Consider the following 20,925-nt stretch of genomic DNA (forward strand, 5'->3'; position numbering starts at 1 on the left):
AGTAATGTTTTTTAATAAAATTGAAACTAGTCTAGTCAGGTTACGCTAATTGTACCAGTTTAGTTATTAGATAGTGCTTTTTCAATTGCGTTAACTAAGCGTGCTGATGAAGGTTCAGTTTTAGAGTTAAAGCGAGTAATTGTTTTACGATCAGCAGATACCAAATATTTATAAAAATTCCAATTAGGTGAACTCGTCTGCTCATTTAAGTGTTTAAATATTGCATTAGCATTACTACCGCGTACTTCGCTGGTGGCAAACATAGGAAAAGTGACCCCATAATTTACAAAACATACTTTTGCCGTTAACTTTTCGTCATTTTCTTCTTGAAAGAAATCGTCAGACGGGAAACCAAGTATTACTAACCCTTCGTCTTCGTATTGTTTGTAAAGTGCCTCTAGTCCTCTAAATTGTGGGGTGAACCCACAATTACTGGCTGTGTTTACAATAAGCAAAGGCTTATTTTTAAACTGGCACAAGTTAATTGTTTGCTCAGAACGCAGCTTTCGTATATCTACATTGGTAAAATCTTGGCATGCTTCTGCGCTTTCATTCGTTAACGCGTGTGCGTGCAATGGTATATTTATACATAAAGCAGCTAACCCTAAAATTATTTTTTTTAGCATAACTAGCTCCTACATTTACGATTGTTTGATAGGGGGAACATACGCTAATATGAACAAAATTGATCAACCCTTCAAGTTACTATGACAACTCGTCTTGCAAATATTAATGATTTAAATGAAATAGTCTCCATTTATAACGAAACAATTGCGTCTCGAATGGTGACCGCTGATACCGAAGAAGTGAGCGTGGAGCAAAAGCGTGAGTGGTTTAATAGCCATACTGCAAATCGCCCCATCTATGTTTATTGCGAAGAAGAAAAAGTGCTGGCTTGGCTTAGTTATAAGTCGTTTTATGGCCGCCCAGCTTACGATGGCACAGTAGAAATAAGTATTTATATTACCAGCAAAGCGCAAGGTAAAGGTTTAGGTAAAAAGTTAATGGAATTTGCTCAAACAAAAGCTAAGCAGTTAGGTATTAAAGTATTACTAGGTTTTATTTTCAGTCATAACGTGCCAAGCATAAAGTTATTTAAACATTTTGAGTTTAATGTATGGGGCGAATTACCTAATGTTGCCATTATGGACGATACACCATATAGCCTAACTATTTTTGGAAAACACCTATAATAGAATGATGTTTTAAATCTGAGTTATATTTTTTTACAAAATAAGTACAAGGACTTATGCTAATTAAATAAAAATGGACTACGCTATTAACATATTAAGTTTATTAATTTTAAGTGTAGCTTGATGGTTCGAAAAATATTAATTGTTGATAGTAGCAGTATCATCGCCATGAGGGTGAAGGTGCTTTTAGAATTAATAGGATGTGAAGTCGAATTAATTCACTTTAGCATGCTAGAAATGTACACTCGGATCGCTGACTATGACCTTGTTATAGTCGCTCATGGTGTGCCTGTAGATGCTATAAAACCGCTTGCGAATGAAGTTGTGCAAGAGCGCTTTATGCTGCTTGCACCTAAAGCTGAGAACGGTGAGCAATTAACTGCCTTTAGTGAGCTAAACCATGTTGCACCTAATGCAACGGTGGTTTACCCATTTTTTTCCAATAAAGAAATCACTTCACTGCTAGAGAGCCTACTTGAACTTGGCTCAAATCATATATTAAAACTGCCAACCATTTTATTAGTTGACCATATCCCTGAGCGCCTTGAAAAAATGAAAACCAGTTTGGTTGGTGCGCACATAGAAACTTATACAGCCACTGATAGCACCCAAGCATTAGAAATAAGTAAAGATAAGCACATAGACATACTCATAAGCGATTTTATTTTAAATGATGGTACTGGGTTAGATATTTTTTCACGCTTAAAAGTTTCGCAATCACATTGCCGCTGTTTGTTATTTACCTCTCGTCCTGATCAAGTTTCGATGATAGAGGCTATTCGCCAAGGCGTAGAAGATGTACTCATTAAACCTTTAAATGACAGTGTTTTACTTCAGTCGGTACATAAACTATGGCAAACAGAGCTACTAAAACGCGACAACGCAGAGCTTGTTGAAAGGCTTCAAGATACCGTAGATGCATTAATCGAAAAAGACAGCCTACTTCAAGTTATTTATAAACATACACCCGATGCCATCATGCTGTTTCAGCGCGGTGGTAAAGTAATAGAAGCTAATGATGCATGTTTAAAGCTGTTTAATTTACCGTTTAATGAACTGGAAGGTAAATCTGTATTTAGCTTTTTAGATGAGGATTCTATTAGCGGTATTAAAGATAAAATTTCAACGCTAAATAGTAATCGTCAATTTAGTTGTGATTTGCGTTTAGCTAAAACGACGGGGGGTTACATTCCGCTGGTGGGTTCTTTTAACGAAATAGATCACCATGGTGATATAGCCCTTGCTGTTATTTTTAAAAATGTAACGCACCTTAAGCAAAAAGAAGATTTACTGTTAGAAGCAAAAGATGTACTTGAGGAACAAGTAAGAGCGCGTACCTCGCAACTTGAGCATGCTAAAAATGTCGCTGAAGCTGCCAATCTTAGTAAATCAGAGTTTTTGGCCAACATGTCGCATGAGTTACGTACACCAATGCATTCAATATTAAGCTTTTCGCGCTTTGGCTTGAGCAAATTAGCTGCTGGCGATTTTGCTAAAGAAAAACTCGTAAAATACTTATCTCGCATTGAAAGTAGTGGTGAGCGCCTACTTTCACTACTTAACAACTTGCTCGATTTATCTAAACTCGACGTGGGTAAATTTCCCTTTAACCCTCGACCATACAACTTAGCAAATATTATAAAAACAAGCATTGATGATGTATCGGGTACTGCTATGGAAAAAGAAATAGAAATAGCTTTTATTGCCCAACCACTACCCGTTATTGCACAGTGCGATGAAGAACAAATAAATCAGTTATTACGAAATGTACTCGGCAACGCCTTAAAATTTAGTGAGCCAAAAAGCAAAATTAAAGTAACTCTTGAGTCAAACAATGAGCTTGCCATAATAGAAGTGATTGATAACGGCATTGGTATACCTGAGGATGAGCTCGAACATATTTTTACTAAGTTTGCACAAAGTAGTAAAACAAATAGTGGTGCAGGCGGTACCGGTTTAGGCCTTGCCTTATGTAGGGAGTTTGTGTCTTTACATCAAGGTGAAATAACCGCGCAAAATAACGAAAACGGTGGTGCAACAGTATGCATACAAGTGCCACTGGAAATAAATCTAGATGAACATTTGGCCGAAGAGCAATTAGAGCAGCAAAACCACTAATTATTTTTGGCAAGCCAAGTAACCTTTTTTAAGAATTTGAATGGATGATAAATTATGGCCTTAACTAAAATTCTTGCCGTCGATGACGAGCCGTTTAACCTTGAAATAATTGAAGAAATTTTAGAGGAACTTGATTTTGAATTGCAAGTAGCAACCAGCGGTCCAGAATGCTTAGGCATGGTTGAAGATTATATGCCTCAGGTTATATTACTCGACGTAAGTATGCCGCAAATGAACGGTTATGAGGTGTGTAAAGCACTTAAGGCTAACCCTAATACAGCGCATATAATTGTTATGTTTGTTTCAGCACGCGGTACTGTTGAAGAGCGAATGGAAGGCTATTCAGTAGGTGCCGAGGATTATATTGTAAAGCCATTTGGACACGATGAACTTAAATCAAAACTCAAAAACTTAAACCAAGTACTTATTGAAAAACAAAGCCTCGAAAAGCAAGTTGAAGACGCGACTTCTACAGCATTTAATGCGATGGCCAACAGTAGTGAAATGGGCGAAATAGTTAATTATGTTGAAAACATCGGGTTTATTAATGAACCAGAAGAGCTAGGTAAAGCACTTATAGATTGCCTTAAATCATTTGACTTACAAAGTAATGTTGAATTTAGGCAGGGCGATGAAATAAGCCATTTTGCGCTAAATGGTGTATGTTCGCCAATAGTCGTTGAGCTATTTGAAATGCTTAAAAATAAAGGGCGTTTACATGAATTTTCGCACCGAATTTTAGTTAATTATGAACTGATTAGCCTGCTTATTTTAAACATGCCAGATCACGATCCAGATAAACACGGGCGCATACGCGATCACGTGTGTTTTATTGTAAGCGTGACCGAGCAACAATTACGCGCAATCATGACCAAAAAAATGCTTGAGTCGCAACAGGCGAAACTTAATGCTGTTGCAAGTGCGGTACACAGCAAATTTCATGGGCTAATTAGCTTATTAAATGAGAACCGCCAAAGTAACGAAAGAGTATTTAAACAATTACAAGAAGAGCTTGAGGAGCGTATTCCTACAATGGGGTTAGATGAAGATCAGGAGGTGTTTATTTATAAAAAAGTAGATAAAACAATCCAAAATTCAATTGCTAGAGAGGAGTCTGTAAAACAGGTAAAAGCAGCCTTTGCTGAAATTGAGCAACATCTTTCGTTGTTATTAAAAAGCTAGTATGTTTTAAATTTTGAGGTTTACTTTCGAGTATTTAAGCATCTCGGGGTAAACCTTTTTCAACGATTCTAATCAGTCTTAGGGTTTTTCGAAGTTGCACACGCTGTTTGTCGTTTTGCTGTGTAAGTGCCCAATTAATATGCTCTAAAACAAGCTCGCTACAATTCAGTGCTTTATCTTCAAGGGCAAAAACTATCTTACGGCTAAAATCGGCATTTCCTAAACCCACCGCTAAATTACGTAGCCATCGCTCATGGCCAATACGGCGAATAGGGCTGCCTTCAGTATTTTTTAAAAACGTTGCTTCATCCCAAGCAAATAACTCAAGTAAGTCTTTATCTTTTAATTGTGTGCGAGGGTGAAAGTCATTTTCATCAGTTATTTGTCCATATCGGTTCCATGGGCATACCAGTTGGCAGTCATCGCAGCCATAAATACGATTACCTAATAAAGCTCTATATTGCTCAGGTATAGCGCCTTGATGCTCAATAGTTAAGTACGATATGCATTTGCGTGCATCAACTACATAAGGCTCTACAATTGCACCTGTAGGGCAAAGCGTAATGCAGGCTACACATTTTCCGCAGCCTTCGAAGGTGTTTTCATCATCAATCGGTAGGGGTAAATCAACAAATAACTCACCTAAAAAAAACCATGAGCCAGCTTCTTGGTTTATTAACAACGAATGTTTGCCACGCCAGCCTAAACCTGCTTTTTCAGCAAGTTGGCGCTCAAGCACCGGCGCTGAGTCTACAAACGGCCTAAAGCCATAATCGCCAATTTCTTGCTCTATTTTTTGGCCTAGTTTTTTTAACCTATTACGCATTAATTTATGGTAATCACGCCCTAAAGCATAGCGGCTAATGTAGGCTTTTTCGGTATTTTTAAGTGTTTTAGCAAAGCTTGCATCAGGGGGGAGGTAATTCATTTTTACCGAAATAACGCGCTGAGTACCAGGAACTAATTCAGCAGGGCGAGCGCGTTTCATGCCATGTGCCGCCATATAATCCATTGACCCGTGATAACCTGCATCAAGCCAGCGCTGTAATTGTGCTTCGTGCTTAGATAAATCAATGTCGGTTATGCCAACTTCGCTAAAGCCAAGCTCTTGCCCCCATACTTTAATTTGTTGGGCTAGTTGTTCATAATTTGGAGTAGGGTTGCTCACACACATTTCACGCTTAAATTAATAGCCGCGTAATTTAACATATTTGCTGGTGGGCGAAAACGCCTGTCAGAGCACAAATCGCTTTAACTGTTGCTGGGTTTGTAAGCTTAATTGCTGAGATTGTTGGCAATCGTTAAGGGCAGTATCTATTTGTTGTTTGGCTTGCTCGCCTAAAGCTACTATCTGCTCTACCGATTGATGGGTCTGTGTTTGAGTGTTTTCTAACGTATGTACTGCATTTACTATTTGTTGGAGCTGTTGTTGGTTTTGTTCAAACTCATTAAGCATTTTAGTAAAGCCATCGGATGTATTACTTATCGCGCTTTGCGCATTATTAGAATGGGTAATTAATTGCTCTGACTCTTTGTTTGTTTCATTTACTAGCTCGTTCATTTGGTTAATAAAGTCGCTAATTTGCCTAGTTGCACCGCTTACTTTTATTGACAGCGTACGTACTTCATCGGCAACAACAGCAAAGCCTCTACCTGCGTCACCGGCTCTAGCCGCTTCAATTGCAGCATTGAGCGCCAATAAATTAGTTTGATCAGAAAACTCTTCAACCATTTTTAATATGCTGCGAATATTTTCGCTGTTTTCTTTAAGCCCTGCTACCGTGTTTGAAAAGCTACCCAGCATATTAGTAATCAAACCAACTTGCTCAACTAAGGCTAAAAGTTCGGATGCAGAGAGCTTTACAAAATTAAGGTGTTCATTATTTACCTCATGCACGCTGTCTGTGTTGCTTACTATGTTTTGTAAGCTTTGCGTTATTTGCATACTGGCATTAATAATACTGCGGCTTAAGTTAATTTGCTGCTCACTTGATTGCTCAGTACTATGCATAGACTCAGTCACTTGAGTGTTACTGTGCGCACTAGCTTGAGCGCTATTGTGCGTAGTGCTTAATAACTCACTTAAATGAGTGGTGAATATATTGTACTGCGTACTTAAATCTTTAAATTCATCATAAGAAAAATGAGGGAGTTTTGCTGCTAAATTGGCATCTTGCTGGTTTATTTGTATTAAAGTGTCTCGCATTGCAGTTACAGGACGTACAATTAAAAAGCGCATATAAAAAAGAGTAAAAACAAAGCCAGCTACAATAACGAAAGTTAGCAACCAAAATAACCCTGTACTTTGCTGTTGTTCGCTTAAGGTTTGATATAACCAAAATAATGTAATTGCTTGAAACAAAAATACAAAACTCAAATTACCCACTATTTTACGGGTTAGTGTAAAAAAGAATGTTTGTTCTACATAATCATAAATTTTCATAAAACCACTCATTGAACTCAAGTCCTGTAATTTTGATTAGCAATAGGTAAGCTACCTTTACTATAACGACGCTAAATAAGCTTTAGTGTGGGCTGGATAGTTGGTAAAAATTCCCTCTACACCATATTCAAGCATCAGTGATATATCTTGCTCTTTATCGACCGTATAAGCATAAATCTTTAGGCCTCGTTTTTTAGCATCATCTGCAAATTCTTTATTTACAAAGTTTTTATCTACATGAACACTAAATGCATTTAGCTCTTGAGCAAATTTTGCGTAGTGAAGCGGGATCGATGATGTTAATGCGCCTATTTTAAGCCATGGTAGTATTTTTTTAAGGTACTGCAATTGATGATGATCAAACGACGACACTAAAATGTTTTCTTTTGATATTTTGCCTGCTGCAATATTACACTCAAGCACCGTTGTAAACTTTTCAAGTTCAAAGGTATGTTTAAGCTCTAAATTTAATAATGTTTTATTGTTATTCCAATCAATTAGCTGCTGAAGCGTTGGTATTTTTTCGCCGTTACCCGCATTTAGTTTAGACAAGTCTTGGGCAGTAAAGTCCCTTACCTTACCTGTGCCGCTGGTGGTTCTATCAAGCCACGAATCATGAATAATCATGTAATCATCAAGCGTACTCTGAACATCAACTTCAATGCCATCAATGTTGGCTTTTAGTGCTTCTAAAATTGCGCTTTTAGTGTTTTCAGGAAAATCGCCACTGGCACCTCTGTGTGCGAATACTTTCATTGTCGAGCCTTTTTAGTGATTGACCAGGTTTCAAAACATGCAGCACTAACAATAAGCGCACCGCCAATAAGTGTCATTAAAGTAGGGCGTTCATGAATAATTACTATAGCCAGTATTGTGCCATAAAGTGGCTGTAAGCAAGAAATTAACCCCGCAGTTGCTGCAGATAAATGCTTTAAACTGGCTGCAAATAACGAGTGTGGTGTAGCGGTAAAAATAATACCCGCCACAGCAATTAAAATAAGGTCGTGGTTACTAACCTCATACACAGGAACTTCAATAAATGCGCATAACATTAAACTTGCCACCAAGGTTTGATAAAACATAGTCTGTGGGCCGCCGTACTGGCTAAAGTAGCGCTTGTGGATGATGTTTCTAATTGAAAAAAACAAAGCCGATACAATTCCCGTAATGACACCAAAGGTTACATCGTCACCTAAATCGGCACTTGGCACGAGTAAATATATGCCAACTACTACAATAGCTGCACTTATTATATCTTTCGCTTGGGGCCTACTTTTATTAAACACCGGCTCTAAAAAAACCGTCATAACGGGGTAGCTAAAAAAAGCCAGCATACCAATAGTAACACCGGCCATTTGCATGCCTGCAAAATAAGTTACCCAATGTAAGCCTACTGCTACACCTAAAAATAGTGCTATTAAATAGTCTTTAGGTTTATTTAGTTTTATTTGTTTTTTTTGAAAATACAGCATCGCCAAAAGTGCCATACCAGCAATGGCGGTTCTGTAAACAGTAATATCAAGCGCATTTAAACCAATTAGTTTTGCAAAAAGGGCAGTGCCCCCAAAAAGTAATACGGCAATATGTAAGTAAATTAAACTTTGCTGTTGTGGCTGCATTTAAACATCATCTCCTTTTTTTAATATGTTATCACTGGGCGAGCGCCTACAGGATGAAATTTATAAAACATGACAATTGTCAGCAAAGTTAATGACATTTCACACTCTTATTAATTTTGGGGTTTGGCATAGTTACCTTACTTACTTGGAGGTTGCTATGAATACATTCGTTTTAATAAGCTTGGCGATTAGCGAGTTTTTGGAATCAATTAGCTTTAGTGTTTCAATAAATGATTACTTTATACTCATTAGTGTTTTTGTGTTATTTATATTTATTAATAAAAATAGTGCTTTAAATAAAAATAATAACTTAGAGGTATGGGTATGAGTGAAGCTAACACACTTTCAAAACCAGCAGATAAAAATTTTTGGAAGTACGCGCCATTAACTTTTACGGGGTTTTATTTATTACCCACTCTTTTTAACTTATCGCATTTGCCAGTAAACACAATTGTAATGAGTGTGGCGTTTTATATTGTATTTATTTTGCTTTATATAAAAGCCATGAACTGTGAAGCAAAAGCTATCTCTAAACTGTTTATAATGATGTTAGTGGTTTGTTTTAGCGCTACATTTTATACCACAGGCACGTCTACCTTATACGGATTTATCACTTTTATAGCGGGTGAATCGTATAGTAAAAGGCACAGGGTATACGCAGTATTTGGTATTGCTTTTGCGGTGTTATTAAGCGCCTACTTAGCTGATATGGAAAATGTAAAATATTTTTTAGCAGGCACATTATTAATTTCAGCCGCATTATTTGCCTTTGGTATAGCTAGTCAAAAAGAGCAGCTGCACAAAATGCGCGAGCAAGAAAGCGCTAACCAATTAGAGCAATTAGCTGCCATTGCTGAGCGTGAACGAATAGCGCGCGACCTGCACGATATTTTAGGTCATTCACTTTCATCAATTGCGTTAAAAGCAGAGCTTGCCAATAAGTTGAATCAGGGTGAGCGATATGAGCAGGCAAATAACGAAATAGCACAAGTTGCTGATCTTGCAAGGCAACTGTTAAGCGACGTGAGAAGCGCCGTAAGTGATTTAAAACAGCTTAATTTAGTTAGTCAGCTGGCGCAGCTTAAACAAAGGCTTATAGAGCAAGAGTTTAACGTTACATTTAACGTGGTTTTAAATACTTTGCCCGCTAAAGTAGAGGGGTTAGCAGGCCTTATAATTAAAGAAGCCGTTACTAATTTACTGCGCCATAGCAGTACAAAAAACAGCGAGATAAATATAGAGCAAACAGCGCAGCAATTACTTATAACGGTTATCGATCATGCACCTTGCAGCACGTTAAGCGCAGGTAATGGCTTAAACGGTATAAAAGAGCGCGCAGAGCAACTTAATGGTAGTGCTAGTTTTACATGTGGCGAGCGCTTTACTTTAAATGTAATACTGCCAATTACAGCTAAGGATTTACAATGATCAAAGTATATTTAGTGGAAGATCAAGCACTGGTTCGCGACGCAGTTGCTGCTTTGCTAAGCCTTGATTTTAATATTGAGGTAATAGGCCAAGCAAGTAACGGCCAAGATGCGCTAACAGCAATAACTAGCCTTACAGACGACAGCATGCCTGATATTATTTTAACCGATATCGAAATGCCAAATATGAATGGCATAGAGCTGAGTGAGCAAATAGCGGTAAAATTTCCTGATATAAAAGTGGTAATAATGACCACGTTTTCACGAGCGGGTTATATAAGGCGCTCATTAAGTGCGGGTGTTAAAGGATTTATATTAAAAGAAGCCCCGAGCGATGAGCTTATCAACGCGCTTAAAAAAGTAATGCAAGGGCAAAAAGTAATTGACCCAGAACTTGCCATTAACGCCCTAGACGATGCAGATCCACTGACCGACAAAGAACGCAAAGCACTCAAGCTTGCAAGCGATGGTCTTAAAACAAGTGAGATTGCTAAGCTGCTTTTTATAAGCGAAGGCACTACGCGTAACTATTTGTCTGATGCAATCGCAAAGCTAAACGCTACAAACCGCGTAGATGCAGCGCGTATTGCAAGGCAAAAAGGCTGGCTTTAGTATCCTTTTTATTAAAAACAAATTCGGTATCGCGTTAAATAACTCACTAATTTAACGCGATAGCCATAAACCACACAATTAACGCAGGAGGGCTTCTTAACTTGCTCTGGGTTTATAAATTATAAGTAAAGTATTACTATGTTACTTATAAAAGTAACGAACAGCGCTTAAAGTTACGCTAAAAAACAACAAGTGAGAGTTTAATGACAGCATTAATAGAGTTTAAAAACGAAAATAACACCGCTATATTAACGATGAACACCGCTGAAAACCGCCACAACCCCGCATTTTTAGCGCAGCTTAACCAACACCTAGATAACATTGAAAGTAACCAAGCCATTACATCGGTAGTATTAACATCATCGAGTGATAAAAACTGGTCACTTGGAATCGACTTACAATGGATGGCAAACTCAAGTAACACACCTACAGATATCGCTAACTTTATGCTTGAAATAACTCAGCTATTAAAGCGTATTGTTACCTTTCCGATGCCTATTATTGCAGCGCTAAACGGCCATACTTATGGTAATGGTGCTGTACTTGCGTGTGCGTGTGATTTTAGATTTATGAAATCAGACAAAGGCTTTTTCTGTTTTCCTGAGGTTGATGTACTCGTCCCGTTTGTGCCTTCTATGATCCCTATTATTCATAAAGCAATTCCTCACACCTACTTTAACCGCTTAGCTATGTCTGGGCAGCGTGTTGGTGCAAGCGATCTTTTAACAAACAATGTAATAGAAGAAGTGTTTACTAATAACAAAGAGCTACAAGCTGGTGTACTTGAATTTGCACAGCAATTTAATAAAAATCGTTGGATTTATGCTCAAAATAAAACACAAATAAACAAACATATTTTACAAACAACAAAACAAGAAGACCCAGCATTTATAGAAAATATTAGTAAACTGCTCTGGAAAAACCTACAGAAAAAGTAGACTTAAATCCTGCGTGTTTAACTTATAATTGAAACAAACACGCAGCATAATTAAGGACGTGTTAAGTCCTGTTATCTTATATTTTTAAACACAAAATTAAGTTGGTAAAAGTTTAATTGCTTTTACCTGTCTCATTTTACGTATATGGGTTAAAATACCTACATAACCAACTAACAAGATAGTGAATGTCAAACCAAGATCCAAATCTCAGTCGAGAACAAGAAAAGTACGAAAACCCAGTCCCTAGCCGTGAGTTTATACTTACTCACCTTCAAGAGCGTTCAAAACCAGCTAACTACGCACAATTATGCGAAGAGCTTGCGGTAAACGATGAAGAGCGCCAAATAGCATTTAAACGCCGCCTTCGTGCTATGGAGCGCGACGGGCAATTGTATTTCAATAAGTTTAAATGTTATGCCTTAATAGACGAAGCCGGTTTAACTAAAGGCAAAGTAATAGGCCACAGAGACGGTTTTGGCTTTTTAGAAGTTGAAGGCGAGAGCAAAGATTGGTTTATAGCTAAGCACCAAATGAACATGGTGCTACATGGCGACATTGTACTAGCTAAAGGCACAAAGCGTGGCTCTGGCTCAAAATGTGATGCTCGCATTATTAAAGTGCTTACCAACGAGCGTGCACCTATAGTAGGGCGTTACTTTGTTGAACACGGCATAGCTGTTGTAGTTGCTGAAGATCCGCGCATTACCCAAGATATAATGATTTTACCAGGCAACGAAAACGGTGCCCGCCATAATCAAATGGTGCAGGTAAAAATCACTCAAAACCCAAGTCGTAATATGAACGCCGTGGGTAAAGTTATAGACGTACTTGGCGAGCATTTAGCCCCAGGTATGGAAATTGAAGTAGCGCTTCGTAATCACGATATTCCTCATGTTTGGCCAGAAGAAGTAGAAGCTCAAGTGGCTCACCTTGGTGAATTTGTGGAAGATACTGATAAAGAAGGCCGTGTAGATTTACGTGACCTTCCGCTTGTCACTATTGATGGCGAAGATGCACGCGACTTTGATGATGCAGTATATTGTGAACGTAAAAAATCAGGCGGTTGGCGCTTATGGGTTGCCATTGCCGACGTATCGCATTATGTAGGCATGAACACGCCGCTTAATAAAGAAGCCATAGCGCGTGGTAACTCAGTGTATTTTCCTGAGCAAGTAATTCCTATGCTGCCAAAAGTGTTGTCTAACGGTTTATGTTCACTGAATCCTAAAGTAGATCGTTTATGTATGGTTGCCGAAATGACCGTATCGGATGCGGGTAAGCTTTCGGGTTATAAGTTTTACGAAGCCGTGATGAACTCTCACGCACGTTTAACTTACACCAAAGTAAACGCTATTTTAAAAGGTGATGAAAAACTACGCGATGAATACTCAGCCGTAGTGCCACATTTAACTGACCTACAGCAAATGTACATGGCACTTAAAGCTGCCCGCCAAGAGCGCGGTGCCATCGAGTTTGAAACACTCGAAACACGTTTTGTATTTAACGCGCAACGCAAAATAGAATCAATAGTGCCTGTTATTCGTAATGACGCGCACAAACTCATTGAAGAATGTATGATTTTGGCCAACGTTTCGGCGGCTAAATTACTCGAAAAACACGAAGCTAGCGCGCTTTATCGTGTGCACGATGAACCAGATCAAGAAAAGCTAGGTAACTTTACTAAGTTTTTAACTGAGCTTGGTATTCAAAGCACGTTAAGTGATGAGCCAACACCAAAAGAAATAACCCAAGTATTAGCTCGCTTAGGCGACCGCCCAGAGGCTGAGCTTATTCAAACTATGTTACTTCGTTCAATGAAGCAGGCTGTATATCAGCCAGATAACATAGGCCACTTTGGTTTAGCACTTTCGGCTTATGCACACTTTACATCGCCAATTCGTCGTTACCCAGATTTAGTAGTGCATCGCGCAATTAAAGCGGTAATAAAAGCACAAGGTCAACAAACGTCAGGGGCGTATGCTTATACCGACGATGAGGTAGATCAATTAGGCGAGCAGTGTTCAACAACAGAGCGCCGCGCAGACGACGCAACGCGAGAAGTTGCCGACTGGCTTAAATGTGAGTTTATGCAAGATCACGTTGGCGACGAGTTCAATGGAGTTATTTCATCGGTCACTAATTTTGGTTTGTTTATACGCCTAGACGATTTACAAATTGATGGGCTTATTCATGTCACTAATTTAGGTGATGAATACTTCCAGCATGATGCTGCAAAACACACCCTAATAGGTGAGCACACACATAAAGTTTATCGCCTTGGCGATAAAGTAACTGTGCAAGTTGCATCGGTTAGCTTAGATGAGCGCCGTATAAACTTAACGCTTAAAGGCGATGTAGCACAAGATAGATATTCACGCCGCCGTGGTGCTAAAGGCGCGGGTAAATCTGGCCATGCACCAGCAAGTGTTCGCTCGCAATTAAAAGCAGGTAAAATACCTGGCAAGTCATCTGCTACGGATGAAAAACCTAAAGGTAAAAAAAAGCCAGCGGGTAAAAGTAAAAAGGCAGTAAAAGCCGCTGATGGCACACCTAAGAAAAAACCAAAGAAAAAGGCAGCTAAAAAGCCTAAAAGACCAGGCAAAAATGCCCGTAAACGTAATAGCCCAGGAGCAGATAATACGTGAGTAATGAATTAATTTTTGGCTTTCATTCTGTTGAAGCAATTTTAGAAAGTGAGCCTGAGCGTTTTATAGAGATTTACGCGCTTAAAGGCCGTGACGACAAACGCTCAACCCCGATTATTGATGAAGCACGTAAGTTTGGTATTTCAGTGCAATTTATGCAGCGTAAAGCGCTTGATAGCAAATCAAAAGGCGAGCAACATCAGGGCATTATTGCAAACGTTAAAGCAGCGCCAACGTTTAATGAAAAAGATCTAGATGAGATCATTGCACGCGAAGACACACCGTTTTTACTTGTGCTTGATGGTATAACCGATCCGCATAACTTAGGTGCATGCCTGCGCAGTGCAGATGCTGCAGGCGTACACGCTGTGATTGTACCTAAAGACAAGTCGGCTAAGCTTAACGGTACTGCACGTAAAGTGGCCTGTGGCGCAGCTGAAACAGTACCGCTTATTCAAGTTACTAACCTTGCGCGTACACTACGTGAAATTAAAGATGCAGGTGTATGGGTTGTAGGCACGGCCGGCGAGACAGATACACACGTATTTGAAGCCAACCTAACGGGCCCGATGGCTATTGTTATGGGTGCTGAAGGCGAGGGGATGCGCCGTTTAACACGTGAGCATTGCGATGTACTTGTTAAAATTCCAATGGCAGGCACAGTTTCAAGCTTAAACGTATCGGTTGCTACAGGTATTTGTTTATTTGAAGTATTACGCCAGCGTAACGCAAATAACTAATAGTTTAATGTATTAAAAAAGCCGAGGTTGAAATTCAATCTCGGCTTTTTTGTGTCTGTAATTTACGCACTTAACTTTACAGCAATTGATGCTCTATTATAGCGATAGGTAAATGATTCAATAACAAGGCAATAATTTAGATGTGTAGTGCTCTCACATAAAAAATTATTAACGCTTTTAGTGAACCGTTTATCTCATACAAAGCGCAAGTAAACGGTTTAATAACAAGGCAATAATTTAGATGTGTAGTACTCTTACATAAAAAATTATTAACGCTGTTAGTGAACCGTTTAACCAGCTTTAAGCTTAAAAGCTATAAGTGTAGCCTACCTGTACTGTACGTGGCTTACCTGGCTGAATACCACCATTAGCGCGGTTAGCGATATAGGTTTTATCAAACAGATTATCTACGGTTAGGTAAACTTTTTGTTTTTCATCAATTAAGTATTTAGCGGCTAAATCCCATACTACACGGCTATCAATGGCATTTAAGCCTGAATCAGTTAAATCAGCATGCGCATTTGATACATAACGCACTTGGCTATTAATTACAAAAGCTGAAAACTCAGCACCTAACGAAAGGGCTACTTGGTTTTCTGGTACGTATGGCATTGCATCGCCTTTTTCTACCGACCCCCAAATTTCAGAATCAAAATCGTTTTGGAACTCTGAATCTGTGTAGGTGTAAGTTAGTTTTACAGGGAACATCGCCGCGTCAGTGGCAAACGTACGTGCAGCACTAAATTCAAAGCCCGATACTTCTACTTCACCGTAGTTGTATTGGTCGCCAATGTTTTCATCGCTACAACCTACAGCTGCAGTACAGTTACCGTGCATGTTGTCGTAATCTGAGAAAAACGCAATCACTTCACCTGTAAAACCAGCGGCGTTAAAGCGCGAACCAAACTCAATATTTACACTTTCTTCTTCGTCTTGGTCTGCGTTACCCGGCGCCGCAGGTGCGTAACCTTTTTGAATGCCCGCAAGTAGCGTTACGTTTTCGTTAAGTGTATAAGTAGCACCAAGTGACGGAACTAAAATCTCAGTATCGTTCGATACATCTTTAGTTAATCCTTCACTGCGTGTTGGATCTGTTTTAGACCACTCTTCACGCGTAATCGTAATGTCTTCATAACGAAGGCCAGCACTTACTACTAATGCATCTATTGTCCACTCGTCTTGAACAAATAAGGTTTTTGCTTTAGCGCTATCTACGCGGTTGCTGTCAGACCCTGGGATACCTTGCGACGTTAATGTCATGCTTAAATCTTGATTTAACGTGTACGTATCTTGCCACTGAAAACGGTCCATTTCGTCTTCGTGGTAACGTACGCCAACAGTCACGTAGTGATCGCCTGCAGGAATGTGTAATTCTGATTGAATGCCTTTAGCTTGGTAATCACGGTTATTCGCTTTTACGCCAATACCTTCAATGCCTTCACTCGTTGGGTTTGCTTCAAACTCACTGTACTGCTCAAGCGTGCTTGTACCTACACTGCTTGCTTTATACCAGTTACGATGAAAATCGTTTAAGTAAGCCGTTGCTAGTAGCTCATAACCTTCACCAAATTGGTAAGCATAGTTAAGCTGGTACGCATTATGGCGAGTGTTCATTTCATCGTTTTGCGATGCTGCATAACGGCGGTAAGGGTTTGAGTTGTAATCTTCTTCGGTTAAACCCATGTACGTTTCATCAGATGTTTCATCAGAGTATTTTACTTTTAGCTCTAAGCTATGCGCATCGTTTTTACCAAACGTGTGGCCAAACTTTAATAGTACATCTGTTTTTTCAAAGCCAGTATTGTCGCTACCTACTGGCAGCTTTTTAAATCCGTCGGCGCCATAAGTAAATACTTCAATTAAGCCCGCTGTGTTGTTTTTTTCTTTACCAAAGTAAGCGTGGCCTTTGTAATAACCGTCGCCGCCAAGGGCTGCATCTACCATTGCTTTTGAGCTATTTGCCTCAGTGGGTAAACTGCGAGAAAGTAAATTTAAAACACCACCCGTAGTACGCGGGCCGTACTTAACAGAGGCTGCACCTTTTAATACTTCAATAGACTCCATACGGCCCATAGTAGGGAAGTAGTAAGCTGAAGGTGCAGAGTAAGGAGCGGGTGCAACTAATACACCGTCTTCCATTACTGATATTTTATCGTTACGGCCAGTACCTGTACCGCGCATACCAATGTTAGGGCGAAGGCCGTAGCCGTCTTCTTCTTGCACGTATACACCCGGAACAGAGGCTAAAACACGTGAGATATCGGTGTATTCAAATTTTTGTAGTTCTTCGTCAGTAATAAACGTCGCAGAACCAGGAATATCGTTAATAGCCTGCTGTGAGCCAATAACGGTAATTTGTTCAAAACGCTGATCTTGGTTAGAACTGCCTTGTGCTATTGCAGTAGCACTAAAAGACAAAGCAACCGCAGTCGCAAGGGTAGATACTAAAAACTTAGAGGTCATTGTGTGTCCTGATCATGTCAATTATCTTAATTGGCGTAATTTGAACACGTTAACGAATACGAATCAATGTTATTAACTGTTTAATAGTTCAGTTTTTTAGAATTAAAATCACTCACTTATGCTACTTTGTTAACTAAATTGTTTCTTTTGTATGGCAGTGTCAGTTTAACGTTCATTCTTAAGTATCGGTTTTGTATATTGAGTTAACCAAGCCTTAGCGCTATAAATTCAGCCAGTTTATCTACAGCGTGCTCCGATTCGCCACCGCTTTTAATTAAGCTAATACCTATACTGCCTAAGCTTGGTAAGTGTTTTGTTTGAATTTGAAAGTTAAGATCGTTAGGCACAGTACTTTTAGCAAGTACTGTAATACCCAACCCTTCTTTTAAAGCGGCGATAAGACCGGTTAAATCGGCGTTGCTATAAACAATGCGGTATTTTATGCCTGCATTTTTTAATGCATCAATGGCTCTACGACGATAAATACAGCCTTCGGGCGCTGTAACTAAGGTCACTACTGCATTTTTTGCAAGTGAAAGGTCGCCTACCCATACAAGTTCGTCTTGCATAAAAATTGGAAATTTATCAGAGTTGAGTCGCTCATTAAGGGCAAGCACTAAATCAAACTGATCTTGCCTTGAAGCCGAAAGCAAATGCTTACTCAAGCGCGATTTAACCTCTAACGACACTTCAGGATAAAACGCTACAAAGTCGCCAATAATAGAAGGTAGTATGCGCGCCGCAAATTCGCTTGGTATACCTAAGCGCACTTTACCGGCAATGTTTTCAGAGGTGAACTGCTGCAAAATAGCATCGTTATGTTGCATCATTTGTTTAGCCATAGGCAGTAATAGCTCACCGTACTGATTAAGCACTTGGCGTTGCCCTTGTTTTTTAAATAGCTTATAGCCAATCATATCCTCGAGGCGCTTAATTTGTAGGCTCACAGCAGGTTGTGAAAGACCCAGTAAATCACCCGCTTTAGCAAAACCTCCTACCTCAACTACCATTACAAACGTGCGCAAACCATCGGTTGATATATTTTTCATATTTAAAATTACAATTTATACGGCTATATATATAAGTATTATTTATCAATTGATAAATAATTACAATTTGTTGTTAATAGATGTGCGCAATATACTTTTACCATTAAAAATACACAGGTGTTTGTTATGACTTTTAACCCAATAATGTTTGCCCGTCACAGCAATGCAAGTAGTGCGGTTACTAACGCTTTACAAACTAACAACGCTCACGTTGTATTGGATTTTAGCGGTACCGAAACCAGCGTATTTTTAAGCACTATTTTAGGCCTAGATTTAACTAAGCTAACCGCCAGCGGTTTAGGCCTAAAAGGCACGCTTGATGGCGACTATAATTCTGACTACAGCTTTGCTGTTTATTACTTTAGTGAAACTGCATACAGATTTGTATTACCTCACAGCGCAAGCCTGCAATTACAAGCGCTTATAAACGAGCAACAACTTCGTTTTGATATTGACTACGTAATACGTACCGACCTTTCTACATTTACCTTAAGCGGAAACAACGCATTTGACGCATTAATCGACGCGTTTAAATTAACGCCAGGGCTGCGCTTATCAAATCCGCAATTATGTTACGGTGCGCAAAGCGGCGATGTATTTATTACTGCAATAGACAAAAACGACGAACAACATTTTGTGTTAGTCGCCAAACAGCAAGAACTACAAAAATGGCAACAACACTTACAAGCACAAGGCTTTGCGCTAACGCAAAACGAAGCTGCTTAAACACAAACAACAAACAGGTAAACATTTTATGTTTACCTGTTTTTAGATCTATTTAAGCCACGCCCGCACAGGGTTAATTTAAAACGTGAAGGAATGTTATGACTGCTAAAACTGTACTACATGCTAAGCACCTTGAAGCAGGCGCAAAAATGGTTGATTTTCATGGCTGGGAAATGCCAATCAACTACGGCTCACAAATAGAAGAACACAATGCCGTGCGTACCGATGCAGGTATGTTTGACGTATCACACATGACTATTGTTGATATTGAAGGCCCTCAAGCAAAAGCATTTTTACGCAAGTTAGTAGCAAACGACGTAGCTAAATTAACAGTCCCTGGTAAAGCACTTTACACAGGCATGCTTAACGAGCAAGGCGGCGTAATTGATGACTTAATTATTTACTACTTTAGCGAAACGTTTTACCGCCTAGTTGTTAACTCAGCAACACGCGAAAAAGATTTAGCGCACTTAGCCAACGTATCGAGCGACTTTGATGTAACTGTTACTGAGCGCCCTGAGTTTGCAATGATTGCAGTGCAAGGCCCTAACGCTAAAGCAAAAACAGCCACATTGTTAAATGCTGAGCAACAAGCAGCCGTTGAAGGTATGAAGCCATTTTTTGGTGTTCAAGTAGGTGATTTATTTATTGCCACAACGGGTTATACTGGCGAAGACGGTTACGAGATTGTAGTACCGAACGAGCAAGCAGCCGATTTATGGCAACAACTGCTAGATGCAGGCGTTGCGCCTGCTGGTTTAGGTGCACGCGACACGCTACGTTTAGAAGCAGGTATGAACCTTTACGGCCTAGATATGGACGAGAGCGTATCGCCTCTTGCTGCTAACATGGCATGGACCATTGCATGGGAACCAGAAGATCGTGACTTTATTGGTCGTGACGTACTTGTTAAGCAACGCGCTGAAAAAAGCACTGACAAACTTGTTGGCCTAGTGCTTGAAGAAAAAGGCGTATTGCGTAGCGGCTCAAAAGTAATTGTTGATGGTGGTGAAGGGGTCATTACCTCAGGTACTTTCTCACCAACGCTTGGTTTTAGTGTAGCCCTTGCACGTGTACCGCGTTCAATAGGGGATACAGCCCAAGTAGAAATGCGCAAAAAATTAGTTAACGTTAAAGTAGTAAAGCCTAGCTTTGTACGTAACGGCAAATCAATAATTTAAAAATTTGGTTATACCAATCACAATAATTATTGTGATTGGTATCCTCCCAATATAAACCAAAGGAACAAAATAATGAGCAATATCCCTAGCGATTTAAAATACGCCTCTTCACACGAGTGGGTTCGCAACGAAGGCGACGGTACTTTTACTGTTGGTATTTCAGAGCATGCGCAAGAGCTACTTGGCGACATGGTATTTGTTGAATTACCAGAAGTTGGCGACGAAGTAGACGCGGGCGAAGACTGTGCAGTAGCTGAGTCGGTTAAAGCAGCATCAGACATTTACGCGCCAATTGCAGGCGAAATTGTTGCTATTAACGAAGAGCTAGAAGACGCACCAGAGACGGTAAACAACGACGCTTACGGCGACGGTTGGTTATTCCGTATTAAAGCATCTGACGAGTCAGAGCTTGAAAACCTACTTAGCGCAGAAGATTACGCTAACACTATCGACGAAGAGTAATCACTCTTAGCAGATAACAAAAGCCCCACTGAGTATTTATGGGGCTTTTATGATTTAACAGCTTACCCCCATACAAAGCAAGTTATTAAATCATCACATATTTTAATCATACTAATTACCCATTAGT

18 protein-coding genes are annotated in these 20,925 nt (G+C 39.6%); 11 read left to right on the forward strand and 7 right to left on the reverse strand.

From position 1 onward, the window contains the following. Nucleotides 1-59: 59 nt before the first annotated feature. Entirely contained in the window at nucleotides 60-626 is a 567-nt protein-coding gene (locus tag J8L73_RS00200) for a glutathione peroxidase (protein ID WP_211014075.1), read from the reverse strand. Between the two features lie 81 nt (nucleotides 627-707). Between J8L73_RS00200 and J8L73_RS00205 the strand changes: the two genes are divergently transcribed. The 3 genes from J8L73_RS00205 to J8L73_RS00215 all read left to right on the forward strand — a co-directional run bounded on the left by J8L73_RS00205 (nucleotide 708) and on the right by J8L73_RS00215 (nucleotide 4,493). Beyond that, complete coding sequence (locus J8L73_RS00205; RefSeq protein ID WP_211014077.1) at nucleotides 708-1,193, forward strand: GNAT family N-acetyltransferase; 486 nt, start codon at nucleotides 708-710, stop codon at nucleotides 1,191-1,193. A 123-nt stretch (nucleotides 1,194-1,316) separates the two neighbouring features. Next, nucleotides 1,317-3,311: an ATP-binding protein gene (locus tag J8L73_RS00210; RefSeq protein WP_210999005.1), complete on the forward strand. Its 1,995-nt coding sequence runs from the start codon at nucleotides 1,317-1,319 to the stop codon at nucleotides 3,309-3,311. 54 nt (nucleotides 3,312-3,365) lie between these two features. After that, nucleotides 3,366-4,493: a response regulator gene (locus J8L73_RS00215; RefSeq protein WP_210999006.1), complete on the forward strand. Its 1,128-nt coding sequence runs from the start codon at nucleotides 3,366-3,368 to the stop codon at nucleotides 4,491-4,493. A gap of 34 nt (nucleotides 4,494-4,527) precedes the next feature. On the opposite strand, the gene queG is transcribed toward J8L73_RS00215, so the two are convergent. The 4 genes from queG to J8L73_RS00235 form a co-directional block, all read right to left on the reverse strand. After that, entirely contained in the window at nucleotides 4,528-5,661 is a 1,134-nt protein-coding gene (gene queG, locus J8L73_RS00220; RefSeq protein WP_211014079.1) for a tRNA epoxyqueuosine(34) reductase QueG, read from the reverse strand. Nucleotides 5,662-5,727: 66 nt separating this feature from the next. Continuing rightward, the gene (locus tag J8L73_RS00225) at nucleotides 5,728-6,948 is read right to left on the reverse strand and encodes a methyl-accepting chemotaxis protein (protein ID WP_210999008.1); all 1,221 of its coding nucleotides are present in this window, start codon (nucleotides 6,946-6,948) and stop codon (nucleotides 5,728-5,730) included. Between the two features lie 48 nt (nucleotides 6,949-6,996). Next, complete coding sequence (locus J8L73_RS00230) at nucleotides 6,997-7,692, reverse strand: glycerophosphodiester phosphodiesterase family protein (RefSeq protein WP_210999009.1); 696 nt, start codon at nucleotides 7,690-7,692, stop codon at nucleotides 6,997-6,999. Then, nucleotides 7,689-8,555, reverse strand: a complete 867-nt coding sequence (locus tag J8L73_RS00235) for a DMT family transporter (RefSeq protein ID WP_210999010.1) — start codon at nucleotides 8,553-8,555, stop codon at nucleotides 7,689-7,691. The genes J8L73_RS00230 and J8L73_RS00235 overlap by 4 nt, the downstream gene beginning before the upstream one ends. A 324-nt stretch (nucleotides 8,556-8,879) precedes the next feature. Between J8L73_RS00235 and J8L73_RS00240 the strand changes: the two genes are divergently transcribed. The 5 genes from J8L73_RS00240 (at nucleotide 8,880) to rlmB (ending at nucleotide 14,917) form a co-directional block, all read left to right on the forward strand. Continuing rightward, nucleotides 8,880-9,983 (forward strand): histidine kinase, encoded by a 1,104-nt coding sequence (locus J8L73_RS00240; protein WP_211014081.1) that lies wholly within the window; start codon nucleotides 8,880-8,882, stop codon nucleotides 9,981-9,983. Then, the gene (locus tag J8L73_RS00245; protein ID WP_211014083.1) at nucleotides 9,980-10,594 is read left to right on the forward strand and encodes a response regulator transcription factor; all 615 of its coding nucleotides are present in this window, start codon (nucleotides 9,980-9,982) and stop codon (nucleotides 10,592-10,594) included. The genes J8L73_RS00240 and J8L73_RS00245 overlap by 4 nt, the downstream gene beginning before the upstream one ends. Before the next feature lie 203 nt (nucleotides 10,595-10,797). Next, on the forward strand, nucleotides 10,798-11,532 hold the full coding sequence (locus J8L73_RS00250) for an enoyl-CoA hydratase/isomerase family protein (protein ID WP_211014085.1): 735 nt from the start codon (nucleotides 10,798-10,800) through the stop codon (nucleotides 11,530-11,532). 185 nt (nucleotides 11,533-11,717) lie between these two features. Continuing rightward, nucleotides 11,718-14,177 (forward strand): ribonuclease R, encoded by a 2,460-nt coding sequence (gene rnr / locus J8L73_RS00255; RefSeq protein ID WP_211014087.1) that lies wholly within the window; start codon nucleotides 11,718-11,720, stop codon nucleotides 14,175-14,177. Then, nucleotides 14,174-14,917, forward strand: a complete 744-nt coding sequence (gene rlmB / locus J8L73_RS00260; RefSeq protein WP_210999015.1) for a 23S rRNA (guanosine(2251)-2'-O)-methyltransferase RlmB — start codon at nucleotides 14,174-14,176, stop codon at nucleotides 14,915-14,917. The genes rnr and rlmB overlap by 4 nt, the downstream gene beginning before the upstream one ends. Before the next feature lie 306 nt (nucleotides 14,918-15,223). Here rlmB and J8L73_RS00265 read toward each other — a convergent pair whose 3' ends face one another. Together J8L73_RS00265 and J8L73_RS00270 are read right to left on the reverse strand one after the other, a co-directional pair. Next, complete coding sequence (locus tag J8L73_RS00265; protein WP_211014089.1) at nucleotides 15,224-17,380, reverse strand: TonB-dependent receptor; 2,157 nt, start codon at nucleotides 17,378-17,380, stop codon at nucleotides 15,224-15,226. 203 nt (nucleotides 17,381-17,583) lie between these two features. After that, complete coding sequence (locus J8L73_RS00270; protein WP_211014091.1) at nucleotides 17,584-18,429, reverse strand: LysR family transcriptional regulator; 846 nt, start codon at nucleotides 18,427-18,429, stop codon at nucleotides 17,584-17,586. Between the two features lie 126 nt (nucleotides 18,430-18,555). Here J8L73_RS00270 and J8L73_RS00275 point away from each other — a divergent pair, with 126 nt between their 5' ends. The 3 genes from J8L73_RS00275 to gcvH all read left to right on the forward strand — a co-directional run bounded on the left by J8L73_RS00275 (nucleotide 18,556) and on the right by gcvH (nucleotide 20,798). Continuing rightward, a complete protein-coding gene (locus J8L73_RS00275) occupies nucleotides 18,556-19,155 on the forward strand; it encodes a hypothetical protein (protein ID WP_211014093.1) in 600 nt (199 codons plus the stop codon). A 98-nt stretch (nucleotides 19,156-19,253) separates the two neighbouring features. After that, on the forward strand, nucleotides 19,254-20,336 hold the full coding sequence (gcvT, locus tag J8L73_RS00280; RefSeq protein WP_211014095.1) for a glycine cleavage system aminomethyltransferase GcvT: 1,083 nt from the start codon (nucleotides 19,254-19,256) through the stop codon (nucleotides 20,334-20,336). A 72-nt stretch (nucleotides 20,337-20,408) separates the two neighbouring features. Continuing rightward, nucleotides 20,409-20,798, forward strand: a complete 390-nt coding sequence (gene gcvH, locus J8L73_RS00285) for a glycine cleavage system protein GcvH (RefSeq protein WP_138684047.1) — start codon at nucleotides 20,409-20,411, stop codon at nucleotides 20,796-20,798. Nucleotides 20,799-20,925 lie beyond the last annotated feature (127 nt).

It is taken from the genome of Pseudoalteromonas sp. MMG006 (assembly GCF_018101025.1).
Taxonomy (GTDB): domain Bacteria; phylum Pseudomonadota; class Gammaproteobacteria; order Enterobacterales; family Alteromonadaceae; genus Pseudoalteromonas.

What these genes read in the sequence shown, in the direction of transcription:
- J8L73_RS00235 (WP_210999010.1), bottom strand. Translation starts at nt 8,555, where the DNA reads ATGCAGCCACAACAGCAAAGTTTAATTTACTTACATATTGCCGTATTA.
- gcvT (WP_211014095.1), top strand. Translation starts at nt 19,254, where the DNA reads ATGACTGCTAAAACTGTACTACATGCTAAGCACCTTGAAGCAGGCGCA.
- J8L73_RS00275 (WP_211014093.1), top strand. Translation starts at nt 18,556, where the DNA reads ATGACTTTTAACCCAATAATGTTTGCCCGTCACAGCAATGCAAGTAGT.
- J8L73_RS00225 (WP_210999008.1), bottom strand. Translation starts at nt 6,948, where the DNA reads ATGAGTGGTTTTATGAAAATTTATGATTATGTAGAACAAACATTCTTT.
- J8L73_RS00265 (WP_211014089.1), bottom strand. Translation starts at nt 17,380, where the DNA reads ATGACCTCTAAGTTTTTAGTATCTACCCTTGCGACTGCGGTTGCTTTG.
- J8L73_RS00210 (WP_210999005.1), top strand. Translation starts at nt 1,317, where the DNA reads ATGGTTCGAAAAATATTAATTGTTGATAGTAGCAGTATCATCGCCATG.
- J8L73_RS00205 (WP_211014077.1), top strand. Translation starts at nt 708, where the DNA reads ATGACAACTCGTCTTGCAAATATTAATGATTTAAATGAAATAGTCTCC.
- J8L73_RS00270 (WP_211014091.1), bottom strand. Translation starts at nt 18,429, where the DNA reads ATGAAAAATATATCAACCGATGGTTTGCGCACGTTTGTAATGGTAGTT.
- J8L73_RS00215 (WP_210999006.1), top strand. Translation starts at nt 3,366, where the DNA reads ATGGCCTTAACTAAAATTCTTGCCGTCGATGACGAGCCGTTTAACCTT.
- rnr (WP_211014087.1), top strand. Translation starts at nt 11,718, where the DNA reads ATGTCAAACCAAGATCCAAATCTCAGTCGAGAACAAGAAAAGTACGAA.
- J8L73_RS00245 (WP_211014083.1), top strand. Translation starts at nt 9,980, where the DNA reads ATGATCAAAGTATATTTAGTGGAAGATCAAGCACTGGTTCGCGACGCA.
- J8L73_RS00240 (WP_211014081.1), top strand. Translation starts at nt 8,880, where the DNA reads ATGAGTGAAGCTAACACACTTTCAAAACCAGCAGATAAAAATTTTTGG.
- J8L73_RS00250 (WP_211014085.1), top strand. Translation starts at nt 10,798, where the DNA reads ATGACAGCATTAATAGAGTTTAAAAACGAAAATAACACCGCTATATTA.
- J8L73_RS00230 (WP_210999009.1), bottom strand. Translation starts at nt 7,692, where the DNA reads ATGAAAGTATTCGCACACAGAGGTGCCAGTGGCGATTTTCCTGAAAAC.
- gcvH (WP_138684047.1), top strand. Translation starts at nt 20,409, where the DNA reads ATGAGCAATATCCCTAGCGATTTAAAATACGCCTCTTCACACGAGTGG.
- J8L73_RS00200 (WP_211014075.1), bottom strand. Translation starts at nt 626, where the DNA reads ATGCTAAAAAAAATAATTTTAGGGTTAGCTGCTTTATGTATAAATATA.